Raw genomic sequence first — 16,052 nt, forward strand, 5'->3', positions numbered from 1 at the left:
AGGTCTTAGATGTTAAGCATTATTTTGACGGGCCACGGTGGGTTTGCCAGCGGGCTGGAAAAAGCGATGAAGCAGATCCTCGGTGAACAGGAGCAATTTGTGGCCATCGACTTTCCCGAAACCTCCACTACCGCGCTACTGACGTCGCAGCTGGAGCAGGCGATTGTCGAACTGGGTGACGCGGAAGATATCGTCTTTCTGACCGATCTGCTGGGCGGCACACCGTTTCGCGTGGCCTCGACCATGGCGATGGAAAAGCCGGGCTGGGAAGTGATCACCGGCACCAACCTCCAGCTGCTGCTGGAGATGGTGATGGAGCGCGACGGGCTGAGCAGCGAAGCATTTCGTTTGCAGGCGCTGGAGTGCGGGCATCGCGGGCTGACGAGTCTGGTGGATGAGCTGGGGCGCTGCCGGGAAGAAAAGCCCGTTGAGGAAGGCATTTAACCACTGATTTCATTCCGGGCAGGCTCTCCCCCTTAGCCCTTTCATTGTGCATCACCTTGGCCTTCGGGAAATCCCGCAGGCCTTTCTTTTCCTTTCTTAATCCAGACACCTTTACCAGCCTGATTTTAAAAAAAGATTATTTATCAAGTGAATAGATAAACCGCTGTGTTTCATCGATCACAATTTTCGTTTTATTTCTTTTTGCATGTTGATCTTTCGTTTTCCTTTCGATAGATTTTAATCAATCGAACAAGTGAAACGAAACGAAAGACAAAGGTCACTTAGCCGAAGTCTGACGTGGGATTCACCTTACTAAGGACTGCGTTATGCCAGAAACCCAAACTGCCACCGGCACCTGGACGGAAAAAGAGATCCGTCAGCAACCCGACTGCTGGAGCCGTTCCCTCAAAAATATCGACAATATTCGACAGACGCTCGATCGCTTTCTCTCGCCGCTGCTGCAAAAAGACGATCTGCGGATCGTTCTGACGGGCGCCGGAACCTCGGCATTTATCGGCGACATTATCGCCCCGTGGCTTGCGCGCCACACCGGGAAAAACTTTGCGGCGATTCCGACCACCGATCTGGTGACGAATCCCATGGACTATCTGAACCCGGCGCATCCCCTGCTGCTGGTCTCTTTCGCCCGATCCGGCAACAGCCCGGAAAGCGTGGCCGCCGTTGAGCTGGCAAACCAGTTCGTTCCTGAGTGTTATCACCTGTCGATCACCTGCAACGAGGCCGGTAGCCTCTACAAAAACGCCGTCGACAGTGACAACGCCTTTGCCCTGCTGATGCCTGCCGAAACCCACGATCGCGGGTTCGCGATGACCAGCAGCATCACCACCATGATGGCGAGCTGTCTGGCGGTGTTCGCGCCGGACAGGATCAACAGCAACACCTTCCAGGATGTGGCGGATCGCTGCCAGTCGATCCTCGCCTCGCTCGGCGATTTCAGCCGCGGCGTGTTCGGTGATAAACCCTGGAAGCGGATCGTCTATCTCGGCAGCGGGGGTTTGCAGGCGGCGGCCCGAGAATCGGCGCTCAAAGTGCTGGAGCTGACCGCCGGGAAAGTGGTTGCGTTTTATGACTCACCAACCGGGTTCCGTCACGGCCCTAAGTCTCTGGTGGATAGCGAAACGCTGGTGGTGGTATTTGTCTCCAGCCATCCCTATACGCGTCAGTACGATCTCGACCTGCTGGCGGAGCTGCGCCGCGACGGGCAGGCGATGGAAGTGATCGCGATTACCGCTGAGCGCGATCCGGTGACTGATGCGGGCCCTCATATTCTGCTGCCTGCTTCGCGTGAATTCGTCGACGTGGAACTGGCCTTCTGCTTCCTGATCTACGCTCAGGTCTTTGCCCTGACCCAGTCGTTAAGCGTCGGAAATACCCCGGACACCCCTTCCGCCAGCGGCACCGTGAACCGCGTGGTGCAGGGCGTCATCATTCACCCATGGCAGACATCAGGGAGCGCATCATGAGCATTATCTCCACCAAATATCTTCTGCAGGATGCGCAGGCAAAAGGGTACGCCGTGCCTGCGTTTAACATCCATAACGCCGAGACGATCCAGGCGATCCTTGAAGTGTGCAGCGAAATGCGATCGCCGGTGATCCTCGCCGGAACGCCGGGCACCTTTAAGCATATCGCGCTGGAAGAGATCTACGCCCTGTGCAGCGCCTACTCCCTCACCTACGACATGCCGCTGGCGCTGCACCTCGATCACCATGAATCGCTGGACGACATTCGTCGCAAGGTCAACGCGGGCGTACGCAGCGCGATGATCGACGGCAGCCATTTCCCGTTTGAGCAGAACGTGAAGCTGGTGAAATCGGTGGTGGATTTCTGCCATCTCCATGATTGCAGCGTCGAGGCGGAGCTGGGTCGGCTGGGCGGCGTGGAGGACGACATGAGCGTGGACGCCGAGAGCGCCTTCCTGACCGATCCGCAGGAGGCGAAACGCTTTGTCGAACTGACGGGCGTCGACAGTCTGGCGGTAGCCATCGGCACGGCGCATGGGCTGTACACCAAAACGCCGAAAATTGATTTCAAGCGTCTGGGAGAGATCCGCGATGTGGTGGATATCCCGCTGGTGCTGCACGGCGCGAGTGATGTGCCCGATGAGTACGTGCGTCGCACCATCGAACTGGGCGTGTGCAAAGTGAACGTCGCGACCGAGCTGAAAATCGCGTTTTCCGATGCGGTTAAAGCGTGGTTCCGCGAAAACCCGCAGGGTAACGACCCGCGTTACTACATGCGAGTGGGTATGGACGCCATGAAAGAGGTGGTTAAAAACAAAATTAACGTCTGCGGATCGGCCAACAAACTGGTGCTCGATTCAGCAACCGTTTGATAAAACAACAACACTCACAACCCAACATCGGCAGGAATGAAGACTATGAGTAGCCCCAATATCTTATTGACCCGTATCGATAATCGTCTGGTGCATGGCCAGGTGGGTGTGACATGGACGTCGACCATTGGTGCCAATCTGCTGATCGTCGTTGACGACGAGGTCGCCAAAGACGAGATCCAGCAAAAGCTGATGGGGATCACCGCGGACACTTACGGATTTGGTATCCGCTTTTTCTCCATCGAAAAGACCATCGCCATTATCGAGAAGGCCGCGCCGCACCAGAAAATTTTCCTGATTTGTCGCACGCCGGACATCGTCAGGAAACTGATTGAGGGCGGCGTGCCGCTGAAGGACGTCAACGTCGGGAATATGCACTTCTCGGAAGGCAAAAAACAGATCAGCAGCAAGGTATACGTGGACGAGAGCGATCTCGACGATCTGCGTTTCATCAAGCGCAGCGGCGTGAATCTCTTTATCCAGGATGTTCCGGGGGACGCAAAAGAAGGTATCCCCGATTAGTGGCAGTGTCTCGACATTCAAATAGCTGAAGTCATCATTACGAGGCAAAAAAATGCACGAAATAACATTGATTCAGGGAATATCCCTGGCGGCTTTAGTTTTCTTTCTAGGGATAGATTTCTGGCTGGAAGCGCTGTTTCTGTTTCGTCCTATTATCGTCTGTACCCTCACCGGGGCGATTCTGGGCGATATCCATATTGGCCTCATCACCGGCGGTTTAACGGAGCTGGCTTTCGCCGGTTTAACGCCTGCCGGGGGCGTGCAGCCGCCGAACCCGATCATGGCCGGGGTGATGACCACCGTCATTGCCTTTTCGACCGGCGTCGACGCCAAAACCGCCATCGGCCTCGGGCTGCCATTTAGCCTGCTGATGCAGTACGTAATTCTGTTCTTCTATTCGGCATTCTCTCTGTTTATGTCGAAGGCCGATAAGTATGCGAAAGAGACCAACACCGCCGCTTTCGCGCGCCTTAACTGGACGACGACGCTGATCGTCGCCTGCACCTACGCGATTATCACTTTCCTTTGCACCTACCTCGCACAGGGAGCGATGCAGGCACTGGTCAAAGCGATGCCCGCCTGGCTGACCCACGGCTTCGAAGTGGCGGGCGGTATTCTGCCTGCGGTAGGTTTTGGCCTGCTGCTGCGTGTGATGTTCAAGGCGCAGTACATCCCTTACCTCATCGCTGGGTTCTTGTTTGTCTGTTACATCCAGGTGAGCAACCTGCTGCCGGTGGCCGTGTTAGGCGCCGGATTTGCGGTGTATGAGTTCTTTAACGCCAAAGCCAAAAACGCCGCCCAGCCAGCCGCAGCGGCTGCGAAAAAAGATGAAGAGGATTACAGCAATGGGATCTGAAATCAGTAAAAAAGACATTACGCGCCTGGGGTTCCGATCCTCTCTGTTGCAGGCGAGCTTTAACTACGAACGCATGCAGGCGGGCGGTTTTACCTGGGCGATGTTGCCGATCCTGAAAAAGATCTACAAAGGCGACAAAGAAGGGTTAAGCGCGGCGATGAAGGATCATCTGGAATTTATCAACACCCACCCAAACCTGGTCGGGTTCCTGATGGGGTTGCTGATCTCCATGGAGGAGAAAGGCGAAAACCGCAGCACCATCAAGGGGCTGAAGGTGGCGCTGTTTGGCCCAATAGCAGGGATTGGCGACGCGATTTTCTGGTTTACGCTGCTGCCGATCATGGCCGGTATTTGCTCCTCCTTTGCCAGCCAGGGCAACCTGCTGGGGCCGATTTTGTTCTTCGGCGTTTATCTGGCGATCTTCTTCCTGCGCGTGGGCTGGACGCATGTAGGGTACACGGTGGGGATCAAGGCGATCGATAAGGTGCGAGAGAACTCGCAGATGATCGCCCGCTCGGCAACGATTCTTGGGATCACGGTGATCGGCGGGCTGATTGCCTCATACGTGCATATCAACGTCGTCACCAGCTTCGCCATCGACGCCACTCACAGCGTGGCGCTGCAAAAGGACTTCTTCGATAAGGTGTTCCCGAACATTTTGCCGATGGGCTATACCTTGCTGATGTACTACCTGCTGCGGGTGAAGAAAGCCCATCCGGTGCTGCTGATTGCCGTCACTTTTGTGCTGGCGATTGTCGGGTCGGCATTGGGGATTTTGTAACGAAGGGCGTGCCGGGCGGCGCTGCGCTTGCCCGGCCTACAACGACTGCTTCACGCGCCAAAAGCCGCCTTTTTTCGGGCCGATACGCTGCAGCAGGGATTTGTCCTGTAGCTGTTTGAGGTAGCGTTCAATTGTGCGCGATGTGGTTCCGGTTTGTTCCGCCAACGCTGCTGCCGACAACTTCGGGTTATCCTGCAGAATCTGAAGAATGTCGCGTTCTGCTGCGGTCAGATAGGCCGCACTTTCTTCCGACATTTTATCCGACATTTCTTCCGACATGGAAAGGGATTGGGATATGCCTTCCCGAAGTGCATCGGCCATATTTTTTAGCATAAACTCGATGAACGCTGTGCAGTCGCTGACTTTATCGCACTGACCCAGTATCTTGTAATAATGAGCCTGTTGATAGTGGATCAGGGTCTCAACCGGCAGCCACGCCAGCTCATTTCGCCAGTGACTCAAAATCAGCGTTTGCCATAAACGGCCCATGCGGCCATTTCCGTCGGCAAACGGATGAATAAATTCAAATTCGTAATGAAAGACCGAGCTGGCAATCAGGGGATGAAGGTCCGTCTTTTTGAGCCAGTCCAGCAGGTCATCAACAAGGCGCGGCATCTGCGATGCGGGTGGTGCCATATGCACCAGCGTATTGCCGCGGTAAATGCCGACATCGCCAGTCCGTAGTTTCCCCGGATTATCGACGAGCCCAGTCATGAGTAAACGGTGTGCGCTCAGAAGATCGCTGAGATTCGAGGCTTTCCAGTCAGGCATTTTCTCATATGCGAGAATGGCATTTCGCACCTCCTGAATATCCTTTTCAGGCGCCAGCACTCTCTTGCCTTCCATGATCGCCGTTACCTGGCCTGTCGTCAGCGAGTTATGCTCTATCGCCAGGGACGCCTGAATGGTACGAATTCGGTTTTCTTTGCGAAGCAGCGGTGAAGCGCGCCCTGACTGAGCCGCCCAATGCCCCAGCAGTTCGCCAATCTCCACAACCTGATTGAGGATGGATGGCGTGATGGTGAAAGGTGGCTGGTAGCGGCTCACGGATTATTCCCCCTGCTGCTCCAGCGCATGCTTGTACAGCGCATTCTTTTTCACGCCGTGGATTTCGGCGGCAAGCGCGGCGGCTTTTTTCAGCGGCAGTTCAGCTTGCAGGAGTGCCAGGGTGCGCAGCGCTTCGGCGGGCAGTGCGTCTTCCTGCGCTTTATGGCCTTCAACAATCAGGACCATCTCACCCTTACGGCGGTTTTCGTCCTCTTTCACCCACGCCAGCAGTTCACCGACCGGCGCGCCGTGGATGTTTTCCCAGGTTTTGGTCAGCTCGCGGGCCAGCACCACGTAACGGGATTCGCCCCAGACGGCGACCATGTCTTCTAAACTGTCCAGCAGACGGTGGGTTGATTCGTAGAAAATCAGGGTGCGCGGCTCGGCTTCGAGATCTTTCAGTACGTCACGACGGCCTTTGGATTTAGCCGGTAAGAAACCTTCGTAGCAGAAACGGTCGGATGGCAAACCCGCGGCGCTCAGGGCGGCAATCGCGGCGCACGGACCCGGCAGCGGCACCACGCGGATACCGGCTTCGCGGCAGGTACGCACCAGGTGATAGCCGGGGTCGTTAATCAGCGGTGTCCCGGCATCGGACACCAGCGCGATGTTCGTCCCTTCTTTCAGTTTCGCCACCAGCGATTCAGCTTTTTGTTGCTCATTGTGATCGTGCAAGGCGAACATTTTGGCGCTAATGGCGAAATGTTGCAGCAGCAGGCCGGTGTGGCGAGTGTCTTCGGCGGCAATTAAATCAACAGCTTGTAAAACGGTGAGCGCACGTTGGGTAATATCAGACAAATTCCCGATAGGAGTAGGTACAATATAAAGCTGGCCTTGAGAATTATCTGCCGTTTCGTGTTGTTTCATTGTTTAGTCCGTATTGCCGATTTAATATTGAGCATTGCCTAAAAAATATCACTGGATACAGTATGGTACCCTTAACGTTTCTTCGAACAAAAGCTTCGCGCAGCCTGCCCATTGTGCTGGCAGCCTTGATTTTCGCAGGCTGTGGCACTCAGGCGCCCGATCAGACTGCTGCCCATATGGAGGGTACTGCGCAGGCTGATTCCGGCTATTATCTGCAACAGATGTCGCAAAGCTCAGATGATACCAAGACCAACTGGCAATTACTTGCCATTCGTTCACTGCTGAAAGAGGGCAAAACCCAGCAGGCGGTCGATCTGTACAACCAGCTGCCGCAGGAATTGAACGATACCCAGCGTCGCGAACAGACTCTGCTGTCGGCGGAAGTGAAAACCGCACAGAAAGATTTCGCGTCCGCGAAAAAAATCCTCGCCGACATCGACGTGAAAGCGCTGGATAACAACCAGCAGGCGCGCTACTGGCAGGCAACCATTGCCGCCGAACAGGGCCGCCCTTCCCTGCCCCTGCTTCGCGCTCTGATTGCGCAGGAGCCGCTGCTGAGCGGCGATGCTAAGCAGAAGAATATCGACGCCACCTGGCAAGCGCTGTCGGCCATGACGCCAGAGCAGGCGCAAACGCTGGTGATCAACGCCGACGAAAACGTGCTGCAGGGCTGGCTGGATCTGCAGCAGATGTGGTTCACCAACCGCAGCGATCCGAAGATGCTGAAAGCCGGGATCACCGACTGGCAGACCCGCTATCCGCAAAACCCAGGCGCGAAAATGCTGCCCACGCAGCTGGTGAACGTGCAGAACTTCAAACCCGCATCGGTGAATAAAATCGCCCTGTTACTTCCCCTGAACGGTCAGGCGGCGGTGTTTGGTCGCACCATTCAGCAGGGCTTTGAAGCGGCGAAAAATGGCACCACCGCGGTGGCGGGCAGTGCGGTTCCGGCACAGGCGGCGCAGGCCGCGAACGTCAATGACGTCATCAGCCCATCGGCGGCGGAAACTACGGATTTAACCACCACGCAGGCACCTGCTCAGGGCACCATGCAAAACCCGGTTACTGCGCCAACGACGCCTCCGGCAACGGCTCCGGCGCAACAAACCCCAGCTCCGGCGGCACAGCCAGCGCCAGCTGAAACGCCAGCCGCGCCGACAACGGATGCTGCCGCCACTCAGCCGCAAACCGCAGCCCCAGAACAACAGCCCGCCGCACAGCCGCAGGCCGTTGTTGCCGCCACCGCAAACCCAGGCGCTGAGCTGAAGATTTACGACACCAGCTCGCAGCCGCTCGATCAGGTTCTGGCGCAGGTTCAGCAGGACGGGGCCAGCATCGTCGTCGGCCCGCTGCTGAAAAACAACGTTGAAGAGCTGATGAAGAGCAACACTACCCTGAACGTGCTGGCGCTTAACCAGCCTGAACAGGTACAGAATCGCGCGAACATCTGCTACTTCGCCCTTTCTCCGGAAGATGAGGCCCGCGACGCGGCGCGTCATATCCACGAGCAGGGAAAACAGGCTCCACTGCTGCTGACGCCGCGTAGCGCACTCGGCGATCGCGTGGCGAATGCCTTTGCTCAGGAGTGGCAACAGCTGGGCGGCGGCGTTGTACTGCAGCAGAAATTTGGCTCAACTTCAGAACTGCGTGCGGGCGTTAACAGCGGCTCGGGTATCTCGCTCACCGGCAGCCCGGTGACCGCCAGCCTGCCTCAGCAGCAGGGTGTCACCATCGGCGGCCTGACCATTCCGGCTCCACCGACTGACGCGCAAATCAGCGGCGGCGGTAAAGTGGACGCGGCCTATATCGTCGCTACGCCAGAAGAGATCGCCTTTATCAAGCCGATGATCGCCATGCGTAACGGCAGCCAGAGCGGTGCAACCTTGTACGCCAGCTCGCGCAGCGCGCAAGGCACCGCGGGCCCGGATTTCCGTCTGGAGATGGATGGCCTGCAATACAGCGAAATCCCGATGCTGGCTGGCAGCAACCCGGCGCTGATGCAGCAGGCGCTGAGCAGCGTGCGTAACGACTACTCCCTCGCCCGTCTTTACGCCATGGGCGTGGATGCGTGGGCGCTGGCGAATCACTTTACCCAGATGCGCCAGGTGCCGGGCTTTGAGCTTAACGGCAACACCGGCGATCTGACCGCCACTCAGGATTGCGTGATTAACAGGAAGTTATCATGGCTCAAATACCAGCAGGGGCAGATCGTCCCGGCCAGTTAAGCCGCAAACAGACCGGCGACGCGTGGGAACTCAAAGCGCGTCGCTGGCTGGAAGGCAAAGGATTGCGTTTTATCGCCGCCAACGTTCGTGAACGGGGCGGCGAAATTGATCTGATCATGAAAGAGGGTCAGGTCACCGTGTTTATTGAGGTCCGTTTCCGACAGTCGTCCCGCTTTGGGGGCGCTGCCGCCAGCGTGACGCTCGCCAAACAACGAAAATTATTACAGACTGCGCTCTTGTGGCTCGCCCGCCATAATGGGAGTTTTGATACTGTGGATTGCCGGTTCGATGTGGTAGCCTTCACCGGAAACGACGTAGAATGGCTGAAAAACGCCTTTGGCGAAGACGTCTAAAACAAAGTTTTAAAGGGATAACGTGCTCGAAAGAATTAAGGTTTGTTTCACAGAAAGCATTCAAACTCAGATTGCAGCGGCGGAAGCCCTCCCGGATGCTATTTCTCGTGCCGCGATGACGCTGGTACAGTCCCTGCTGAATGGCAACAAAATCCTCTGTTGTGGCAATGGCACATCGGCCGCCAACGCACAGCATTTTGCTGCCAGCATGATCAATCGTTTTGAAACAGAACGCCCAAGTTTACCCGCCATTGCACTTAATACCGATAATGTGGTCTTAACGGCGATCGCCAACGATCGTCTGCATGACGAAATATACGCAAAACAGGTGCGCGCCCTTGGGCATGCCGGGGATGTTCTGCTGGCGATTTCCACGCGCGGTAACAGCCGCGATATCGTCAAAGCCGTGGAAGCGGCCGTGACGCGCGATATGACTATCGTCGCGCTGACGGGCTACGACGGCGGCGAACTGGCGGGTCTGTTAGGGCCGCAGGATGTGGAAATCCGCATTCCTTCTCATCGCAGCGCGCGCATTCAGGAAATGCACATGCTGACGGTGAACTGCTTATGCGATCTGATCGATAACACGCTTTTCCCTCACCAGGATGATTAAGGAGTACTAATGAAGGCATTAACGCCCCTCGCAGTCCTTATTTCTGCGCTGCTGCTTCAGGGATGCATCGCGGCGGCCGTCGTCGGTACGGCGGCTGTTGGCACCAAAGCCGCAACCGACCCGCGCTCTGTGGGAACCCAGGTGGACGACGGTACGCTGGAACTTCGCGTGAACAGCGCCCTGTCGAAAGACGAACAAATTAAGAAAGAAGCGCGCATTAACGTGACCGCTTATCAGGGCAAAGTGCTGCTGGCAGGCCAGGCGCCGAATCTGGATCTCGCCTCCCGCGCGAAACAGATCGCCATGGGCGTCGAAGGGACCACCGAGGTGTTTAACGAAGTGCGTCAGGGCCAGCCGATTGGCCTGGGTACCGCGTCGTCTGACACCTGGATTACCACCAAGGTGCGCTCCCAGCTGTTGGGCAGCGATCAGGTGAAATCCTCTAACGTGAAAGTCACCACCGAGAATGGCGAAGTGTTCCTGCTCGGCCTGGTCACCGACCGGGAAGGCAAAGCGGCAGCGGATATTGCCAGCCGCGTGAGCGGCGTAAAGAAAGTCACCACCGCCTTTACCTTCATCAAATAAGAAAATCCCCGGCACTGGCCGGGGATTTTTTTGTCCTACAGTAGCGCAATACTGCCGGTTATCACCCCACTCAGTGCCACCAGCCCGCCCGTCAGCCACAGGGCTTTTGCCGGGAATGACTTACGCAGCATGATCAGCGACGGCAAACTGACCGCAGGCAGCGTCATCAGCAGCGCCAGCGCTGGTGCCGCGCCCATTCCGGCGAGCATCATGGTTTGCACGATCGGGATCTCCGCCGCCGTCGGAATGACGAACAGACACCCGGCGACCGCCATCGCAATCACCCACAGCAGGGAATTATCGATTGCCCCGTCCGCGTGCGGGAACAACCAGACCCGCGCCGCGCCCAGAACCAGCACCGCCAGAATATAGACCGGGATGGTGCTCCAGAAGAGTTGCCATAGCGCTTTGCCCCAGCGGGAGAAAAACGCGCCCTGGGGTTCAGACATATCAACCTCAACTGACGCGGGCTGGACGTTCTGATCTTTCACCAGACGCTGCACCAGCGAAGCCACCACCAGCACCATGATTAGCCCCGCCACCAGCCGGATCAGCGCAAAATGCCAGCCGAGCACAAAGCCCATAAATACCAGCGTGGCCGGATTAAGGACCGGATTGCCCATCCAGAATGCCAGCGCGCCGCCCATGGATACATTCTGACGTCGCATGCCTGCCGTGACGGGCGCGGCGCAGCAGGAGCACATCATCCCCGGCAGCGAGAAGATCGTGCCGAGCAGCGTTCCCTGAAAGCGCGGTTGCCCGAGGGTTCGCAGTAACCACTGGCGCGGAATGAGAACCTGAATCAGCGACCCCAGCAGCACGCCCAGCACGGCGGCTTTCCAGACGGCGAGGAAGTAGACCATGGCGTAATCCCACGCCGCCTGGAGCGGGCTGGCGTCGGCCTGGGCGAGGATCGATTTGCCGATGGTATGGGTTTCAGCTGCGGTGAAGGCTTTGCCGTAATAGGGCTGCCACTTCACATACCAGAGACCGATAATAACAACGAGAAAAAAGAGTGCGGGCTTCCACCACTGAAATGGCGTTGCCGCCTGAGATGAAGACTGACCAGTCATAGCATTCCCCGGGAGTGAGATTCATTTAGCCCGGGGAGTTTACGCCTCGCCTTTTGCGATTTCACGCAGTTTAGCCGACGGGATGATATTGACGCCCTCCTTTGAGGGGGAGCGAGCTTCGTGGAGCATGGCGCTGGCCACATCACGCGCCTGAATGGATTTCCAGTTGCCGGGAAAAAGCTGGAACAGCGGCGCAAAAATCGACTCATTAAAACGCTGCTTTTCACGATCGCCCAGCAGCATCGACGGGCGCACAATCGTGAGCCGCTCCCAGTTCTGCGCGATCAGGGCGTCTTCCATTTTGCCTTTCACTTTGTTGTAGAAAAACGGCGAATTCGCGTTCGCGCCCATCGAGCTGACCACTAAGAAGTGCTTCGCCCCCAGCCGCTTCGCAGTGAGCGCCGTGTCCACCACCAGCGTGTAGTCGGCGTGGATAAAGGCCTCTTTGCTGCCGGCTTCACGGCGGGTAGTCCCCAGACAGCAAAAGGCGATATCAATTGGATCCTGCACCTGGGCGAGGGCATCCGTCAGCTGCGGATCGTGAGGATTGTATACGCCCGAGATGTCCGCTAACGGGCGTCGGGTGGGCGCGGCGATGTAATTGATCCTCGGCTCACGGATCAGCATTCTCAGAAGGTGATCGCCCACCAGCCCGGTGGATCCTGTGATTAATACCTGGCTCATTTTCTCTCCTTTGCAGATTAGTCCGTTTGCGATTTCAGCCTGCTTAGCCACACTTAAAAGTCTGTTACGGGTAAGTATTTACCACAAACGGAAAAAAATCTGTCTGAAGCCAAAACAACGGAGGAAACATGGGCAAGAAAATAGCCGTCTTGATCACCGACGAGTTTGAAGATTCAGAGTTCACCTCACCCGCCGAGGCATTTCGCAAAGCCGGGCACGAGGTGGTAACGATCGATAAGCAGGCTGGAAAAACGGTAAAAGGCCATAAGGGCGAGGCCAGTGCGACCATCGACAAAGCCATTGATGAAGTGCGCCCGGCAGACTTTGACGCCCTGCTGTTACCTGGCGGCCACTCCCCGGATACGCTGCGCGGCGACGAGCGCTTTGTGACGTTCACACGTGATTTCGTCTCCAGCGGCAAACCTGTTTTCGCCATCTGCCACGGGCCGCAGCTGTTGATCAGCGCCGAGGTGGTGCGGGGGCGCAAACTGACCGCGGTTAAACCGATCGTTATCGATCTGAAAAATGCGGGAGCGGATTTCTACGATCAGGAAGTGGTCGTCGATAACAATCAGCTGGTCACGAGCCGGACGCCGGACGATCTGCCGGCCTTTAACCGCGAAGCATTACGCCTGCTCGGATCGTAGCCAGTGAAGCTTCTTACCGAAGCCCAGCGTGTTGTCGGTAAATTTCAGCTCATCGAGGCGAATTTCCCAGACCGGCGCTGACATGGCAAGAGCCATCGGGAAGCGGCGCGTGTAGCGCTTGCGCATTGCGTCGCTCTCCTCCCCTTCCAGACGACGAATCTCACCTTTAAACTGCACGCCGCGGATCAGCGCGACATTTTTCGGCTGACCGTTGATCGTCCCTGCGACCGGCGCGATGGGCCCGGACATCTTCGCATGACGGGTTTTGTCTTCGCTCAGGACGTAAAACGCCACGTGCTCGGGATCGTAATAATAAAACGCATTCGCGCACCACAGGTCGCCCTCACGGTGGACACACCAGGTGACGACGTGCTGCTTTGCCAGCCAGCGGCTGATGGCGGCCAGAGTTTCCATTATTGTTCCCTCTCATGCTATGGTGCGTTCACCTTAACATACTGAATCTATGAACCGTGTGCTGGTTTCTTTATCTTGTCCGAACGGCCAACAATGCGCTCTACACCGGGATTACCACGGATGTGCCGCGGCGCTTCCTTGAACATCAAACGGGAAAAGGCGCCAAAGCGCTGCGGGGGAAAGGTGAGCTGACGCTGGCCTTTTCGGCGCACGTGGGTGAGCGCTCGCTGGCGCTGAAGATGGAGTACCGCATTAAACAGCTGACGAAGCGCCAGAAAGAGCGCCTCGTCGCCGGAGATGGGTCGTTTGAGGCCCTACGCGAGAGCCTGCAAACGGCGCCGGTTAAAAGCGATTGAAGTGATCGTGATACTCAACCAGACCGCTGACGCCGTTGAGGGCGTCATCCGCCAGGCGATGCACCTGGAAGGCGGTTTCGGTGCCCGGCCAGCGACAGTGCAGATCGTAAGGCGCGGCAGGCTCAAACCCTAAGCGACCGTAGAACGCCGGATCGCCGAGCGTCACCACCGCGGCGTAGCCAAATTCATTCAGCGAATCGAGCCCTTCATACACCAGCTGGCGCGCCAGCCCCTGACCGCGATAGTTTTCATCCACGGCCAGCGGGGCCATTCCGACCCACTGCAGATCTTCACCCTGAACGGCGACCGGGCTGAACGCCACATAACCCACGACCTGTCCTTCGTCGTCTGTCGCGACCAGACCGAGCGTCACCAGCCCGTCTTCGCGCAGATCGTGGACCAGTCGGGCCTCGCCGTCTTCCGGGAACGACCGACGTAATAATGCATCAATACCTGGGGCATCAATCCCAATTTCAACTCGAATCAGCATGGCTCACCTACTGAAGTGTGTTTACTTTCAGGCGGGTTTTTCAGACCAGCCTCAACGAAATCGGCCATTTGCATCAGCACCGTGCGCAGCGCCTTCGGCATCTGATCCAGTTCAATGGCATCCATTAAATTTTTGACGTACAGGCCAAGCTCGGTATCGCCTTCAATCACCAGACGACGCTGGAAGAAGAGGGTATCCGGGTCCTGCTTACGGGCGGCAATCATCAGCAGATCGCTGGCGTTCGCACTGAAACTGACATCCGCTGGGGCGGAATCACTGACCAGCAGCTTGCCGTTCTCAACGGAGGTAAACCAGCGCAGTCCAATGTCACGCACCTCGATACTCAGCCAGCGGCCCTCCAGAAACTCCAGCTCGCCCTCTTCCAGCGCCTGGCGGAACTGCCAGCTTAGCACCTGTTGAAGCACCTGACGCTTAAGGGCGAACGGTGTCAGTTTGACCGGCACGCTCAGCATTGATGGACCAAATTGTACGAGGCGTGAACGCAGTTTTTCCAGCACGAGCTTTACTCCCTGATGTCGATAATCCCGTTATTTTGCCATATCCGGCAGCCATCGTAGCGGCGTAAATCAACAAACCGTATTGCGACGTCATTGATTATTGGTGTCATCAATACGCCATTAACTGCCTTAAATCAAAAATTGTCGCGTGGAGGTTAATTAAACTCCCCGTTCGTTAACAATTTTGTGCCCTCTGGGGCAGCGAACGTCAGGATAAATTATGGAGCTGCTCTGTCCAGCCGGAAACCTTCCGGCACTTAAGGCGGCCATCGAAAATGGCGCCGACGCGGTCTATATCGGTCTGAAAGATGACACCAACGCCCGCCATTTTGCTGGTCTGAACTTCACGGAGAAAAAGCTTCAGGAAGCGGTTAACTTCGTCCATCAGCACCGCCGCAAATTACATATCGCCATCAACACCTTCGCCCATCCCGATGGCTATGCGCGCTGGCAGCGCGCGGTGGATATGGCAGCCCAGCTTGGGGCAGACGCCTTGATTCTGGCCGACCTCGCTATGCTGGAGTATGCCGCAGAACGCTATCCGCATATTGAGCGCCATGTCTCTGTTCAGGCTTCGGCCACCAATGAAGAGGCCGTGCGTTTCTATCACCGCCACTTCGACGTCGCCCGCGTGGTGTTGCCGCGCGTGCTCTCTATTCATCAGGTTAAGCAACTGGCGCGGGTCTCGCCAGTTCCCCTGGAAGTTTTTGCGTTTGGCAGTCTATGCATCATGGCGGAAGGCCGCTGCTATCTGTCGTCCTATCTGACAGGCGAATCGCCGAATACCGTCGGGGCCTGCTCCCCTGCCCGCTTTGTGCGCTGGCAGCAGACGCCGCAAGGGCTGGAGTCGCGCCTGAACGACGTGCTGATCGATCGCTATCAGGACGGGGAAAATGCCGGTTATCCGACGCTGTGCAAAGGCCGCTATCTGGTCGACGGTGAGCGGTATCACGCTCTCGAAGAGCCGACCAGCCTGAACACCCTGGAGCTGCTGCCAGAACTGCTGGCGGCGAATATCGCCTCGGTGAAAATCGAAGGCCGCCAGCGCAGCCCGGCGTACGTCAGCCAGGTCGCCAAAGTGTGGCGTCAGGCGATTGACCGCTGCATGGCCGATCCGCAGAACTATGCGCCACAACCGGCCTGGATGGACACTCTGGGCGCAATGTCCGAAGGCACGCAAACCACGCTTGGCGCATATCACCGTAAATGGCAGTGAGATAA

At 57.0% G+C, this 16,052-nt stretch carries 20 protein-coding genes; 13 read left to right on the forward strand and 7 right to left on the reverse strand.

The window, feature by feature from the left end; all coding sequences use genetic code 11:
• Positions 1-9 precede the first annotated feature (9 nt).
• From agaF to agaD, 6 genes are all read left to right on the forward strand, one after another.
• Positions 10-444: a PTS galactosamine/N-acetylgalactosamine transporter subunit IIA gene (gene agaF, locus U9O48_RS19740; protein ID WP_285145803.1), complete on the forward strand. Its 435-nt coding sequence runs from the start codon at positions 10-12 to the stop codon at positions 442-444.
• Between the two features lie 326 nt (positions 445-770).
• Entirely contained in the window at positions 771-1,928 is a 1,158-nt protein-coding gene (locus tag U9O48_RS19745) for an AgaS family sugar isomerase (RefSeq protein ID WP_324723062.1), read from the forward strand.
• On the forward strand, positions 1,925-2,800 hold the full coding sequence (gene kbaY, locus U9O48_RS19750; protein WP_282491784.1) for a tagatose-bisphosphate aldolase subunit KbaY: 876 nt from the start codon (positions 1,925-1,927) through the stop codon (positions 2,798-2,800). Before U9O48_RS19745 ends, kbaY begins: the two co-directional genes overlap by 4 nt.
• Positions 2,801-2,845: 45 nt before the next feature.
• Complete coding sequence (gene agaB, locus U9O48_RS19755; RefSeq protein ID WP_285145805.1) at positions 2,846-3,322, forward strand: PTS galactosamine transporter subunit IIB; 477 nt, start codon at positions 2,846-2,848, stop codon at positions 3,320-3,322.
• 52 nt (positions 3,323-3,374) lie between these two features.
• Entirely contained in the window at positions 3,375-4,178 is an 804-nt protein-coding gene (agaC, locus tag U9O48_RS19760) for a PTS galactosamine transporter subunit IIC (protein ID WP_282491786.1), read from the forward strand.
• The gene (agaD, locus tag U9O48_RS19765; RefSeq protein ID WP_282491787.1) at positions 4,168-4,959 is read left to right on the forward strand and encodes a PTS galactosamine transporter subunit IID; all 792 of its coding nucleotides are present in this window, start codon (positions 4,168-4,170) and stop codon (positions 4,957-4,959) included. The genes agaC and agaD overlap by 11 nt, the downstream gene beginning before the upstream one ends.
• A gap of 36 nt (positions 4,960-4,995) precedes the next feature.
• Here agaD and U9O48_RS19770 read toward each other — a convergent pair whose 3' ends face one another.
• Positions 4,996-6,006, reverse strand: a complete 1,011-nt coding sequence (locus tag U9O48_RS19770; protein ID WP_285148158.1) for a Fic family protein — start codon at positions 6,004-6,006, stop codon at positions 4,996-4,998.
• 3 nt (positions 6,007-6,009) lie between these two features.
• The gene (gene rsmI / locus U9O48_RS19775; protein WP_103947034.1) at positions 6,010-6,873 is read right to left on the reverse strand and encodes a 16S rRNA (cytidine(1402)-2'-O)-methyltransferase; all 864 of its coding nucleotides are present in this window, start codon (positions 6,871-6,873) and stop codon (positions 6,010-6,012) included.
• 62 nt (positions 6,874-6,935) lie between these two features.
• On the opposite strand from rsmI, the gene U9O48_RS19780 reads away from it, so the two are divergent.
• The 4 genes from U9O48_RS19780 to dolP are packed head-to-tail and all read left to right on the forward strand — an operon-like array spanning position 6,936 to position 10,649.
• Positions 6,936-9,098, forward strand: a complete 2,163-nt coding sequence (locus tag U9O48_RS19780; RefSeq protein WP_324723063.1) for a penicillin-binding protein activator — start codon at positions 6,936-6,938, stop codon at positions 9,096-9,098.
• Positions 9,056-9,451: a YraN family protein gene (locus tag U9O48_RS19785; protein WP_282491789.1), complete on the forward strand. Its 396-nt coding sequence runs from the start codon at positions 9,056-9,058 to the stop codon at positions 9,449-9,451. Before U9O48_RS19780 ends, U9O48_RS19785 begins: the two co-directional genes overlap by 43 nt.
• A gap of 22 nt (positions 9,452-9,473) precedes the next feature.
• Positions 9,474-10,064: a DnaA initiator-associating protein DiaA gene (diaA, locus tag U9O48_RS19790; protein WP_003861754.1), complete on the forward strand. Its 591-nt coding sequence runs from the start codon at positions 9,474-9,476 to the stop codon at positions 10,062-10,064.
• Positions 10,065-10,073: 9 nt separating this feature from the next.
• On the forward strand, positions 10,074-10,649 hold the full coding sequence (gene dolP, locus U9O48_RS19795; protein ID WP_100778770.1) for a division/outer membrane stress-associated lipid-binding lipoprotein: 576 nt from the start codon (positions 10,074-10,076) through the stop codon (positions 10,647-10,649).
• A 35-nt stretch (positions 10,650-10,684) separates the two neighbouring features.
• Here dolP and U9O48_RS19800 read toward each other — a convergent pair whose 3' ends face one another.
• Complete coding sequence (locus tag U9O48_RS19800) at positions 10,685-11,722, reverse strand: permease (protein ID WP_324723064.1); 1,038 nt, start codon at positions 11,720-11,722, stop codon at positions 10,685-10,687.
• Positions 11,723-11,761: 39 nt separating this feature from the next.
• A complete protein-coding gene (locus tag U9O48_RS19805) occupies positions 11,762-12,406 on the reverse strand; it encodes an NAD(P)H-binding protein (RefSeq protein WP_285148150.1) in 645 nt (214 codons plus the stop codon).
• Positions 12,407-12,534: 128 nt separating this feature from the next.
• On the opposite strand from U9O48_RS19805, the gene U9O48_RS19810 reads away from it, so the two are divergent.
• Positions 12,535-13,053 carry a type 1 glutamine amidotransferase domain-containing protein gene (locus U9O48_RS19810; protein ID WP_324723067.1) on the forward strand — a complete coding sequence of 173 codons (519 nt, stop codon included), beginning with the start codon at positions 12,535-12,537 and terminating at the stop codon, positions 13,051-13,053.
• On the opposite strand, the gene U9O48_RS19815 is transcribed toward U9O48_RS19810, so the two are convergent.
• Positions 13,033-13,467 carry a YhbP family protein gene (locus tag U9O48_RS19815; protein ID WP_324723068.1) on the reverse strand — a complete coding sequence of 145 codons (435 nt, stop codon included), beginning with the start codon at positions 13,465-13,467 and terminating at the stop codon, positions 13,033-13,035. The two genes, U9O48_RS19810 and U9O48_RS19815, sit on opposite strands and share 21 nt — an antisense overlap.
• A 56-nt stretch (positions 13,468-13,523) precedes the next feature.
• Between U9O48_RS19815 and U9O48_RS19820 the strand changes: the two genes are divergently transcribed.
• The gene (locus U9O48_RS19820) at positions 13,524-13,823 is read left to right on the forward strand and encodes a GIY-YIG nuclease family protein (RefSeq protein WP_285145811.1); all 300 of its coding nucleotides are present in this window, start codon (positions 13,524-13,526) and stop codon (positions 13,821-13,823) included.
• Here U9O48_RS19820 and U9O48_RS19825 read toward each other — a convergent pair.
• Together U9O48_RS19825 and ubiT are read right to left on the reverse strand one after the other, a co-directional pair.
• The gene (locus U9O48_RS19825; RefSeq protein WP_282491795.1) at positions 13,810-14,313 is read right to left on the reverse strand and encodes a GNAT family N-acetyltransferase; all 504 of its coding nucleotides are present in this window, start codon (positions 14,311-14,313) and stop codon (positions 13,810-13,812) included. The two genes, U9O48_RS19820 and U9O48_RS19825, sit on opposite strands and share 14 nt — an antisense overlap.
• On the reverse strand, positions 14,307-14,831 hold the full coding sequence (ubiT, locus tag U9O48_RS19830; protein ID WP_282491797.1) for a ubiquinone anaerobic biosynthesis accessory factor UbiT: 525 nt from the start codon (positions 14,829-14,831) through the stop codon (positions 14,307-14,309). The genes U9O48_RS19825 and ubiT overlap by 7 nt, the downstream gene beginning before the upstream one ends.
• Before the next feature lie 220 nt (positions 14,832-15,051).
• On the opposite strand from ubiT, the gene ubiU reads away from it, so the two are divergent.
• Positions 15,052-16,047 carry a ubiquinone anaerobic biosynthesis protein UbiU gene (ubiU, locus tag U9O48_RS19835; protein WP_282491798.1) on the forward strand — a complete coding sequence of 332 codons (996 nt, stop codon included), beginning with the start codon at positions 15,052-15,054 and terminating at the stop codon, positions 16,045-16,047.
• Positions 16,048-16,052 lie beyond the last annotated feature (5 nt).

Source organism: Lelliottia sp. JS-SCA-14, from assembly GCF_035593345.1.
In the GTDB taxonomy this organism is placed as follows: domain Bacteria; phylum Pseudomonadota; class Gammaproteobacteria; order Enterobacterales; family Enterobacteriaceae; genus Enterobacter; species Enterobacter wanjuensis.

What these genes read in the sequence shown, in the direction of transcription:
- U9O48_RS19810 (WP_324723067.1), top strand. Translation starts at nt 12,535, where the DNA reads ATGGGCAAGAAAATAGCCGTCTTGATCACCGACGAGTTTGAAGATTCA.
- U9O48_RS19815 (WP_324723068.1), bottom strand. Translation starts at nt 13,467, where the DNA reads ATGGAAACTCTGGCCGCCATCAGCCGCTGGCTGGCAAAGCAGCACGTC.
- ubiU (WP_282491798.1), top strand. Translation starts at nt 15,052, where the DNA reads ATGGAGCTGCTCTGTCCAGCCGGAAACCTTCCGGCACTTAAGGCGGCC.
- U9O48_RS19805 (WP_285148150.1), bottom strand. Translation starts at nt 12,406, where the DNA reads ATGAGCCAGGTATTAATCACAGGATCCACCGGGCTGGTGGGCGATCAC.
- U9O48_RS19785 (WP_282491789.1), top strand. Translation starts at nt 9,056, where the DNA reads ATGGCTCAAATACCAGCAGGGGCAGATCGTCCCGGCCAGTTAAGCCGC.
- U9O48_RS19745 (WP_324723062.1), top strand. Translation starts at nt 771, where the DNA reads ATGCCAGAAACCCAAACTGCCACCGGCACCTGGACGGAAAAAGAGATC.
- dolP (WP_100778770.1), top strand. Translation starts at nt 10,074, where the DNA reads ATGAAGGCATTAACGCCCCTCGCAGTCCTTATTTCTGCGCTGCTGCTT.
- agaC (WP_282491786.1), top strand. Translation starts at nt 3,375, where the DNA reads ATGCACGAAATAACATTGATTCAGGGAATATCCCTGGCGGCTTTAGTT.
- agaD (WP_282491787.1), top strand. Translation starts at nt 4,168, where the DNA reads ATGGGATCTGAAATCAGTAAAAAAGACATTACGCGCCTGGGGTTCCGA.
- U9O48_RS19825 (WP_282491795.1), bottom strand. Translation starts at nt 14,313, where the DNA reads ATGCTGATTCGAGTTGAAATTGGGATTGATGCCCCAGGTATTGATGCA.
- U9O48_RS19780 (WP_324723063.1), top strand. Translation starts at nt 6,936, where the DNA reads ATGGTACCCTTAACGTTTCTTCGAACAAAAGCTTCGCGCAGCCTGCCC.
- rsmI (WP_103947034.1), bottom strand. Translation starts at nt 6,873, where the DNA reads ATGAAACAACACGAAACGGCAGATAATTCTCAAGGCCAGCTTTATATT.
- U9O48_RS19800 (WP_324723064.1), bottom strand. Translation starts at nt 11,722, where the DNA reads ATGACTGGTCAGTCTTCATCTCAGGCGGCAACGCCATTTCAGTGGTGG.
- agaB (WP_285145805.1), top strand. Translation starts at nt 2,846, where the DNA reads ATGAGTAGCCCCAATATCTTATTGACCCGTATCGATAATCGTCTGGTG.
- agaF (WP_285145803.1), top strand. Translation starts at nt 10, where the DNA reads ATGTTAAGCATTATTTTGACGGGCCACGGTGGGTTTGCCAGCGGGCTG.
- kbaY (WP_282491784.1), top strand. Translation starts at nt 1,925, where the DNA reads ATGAGCATTATCTCCACCAAATATCTTCTGCAGGATGCGCAGGCAAAA.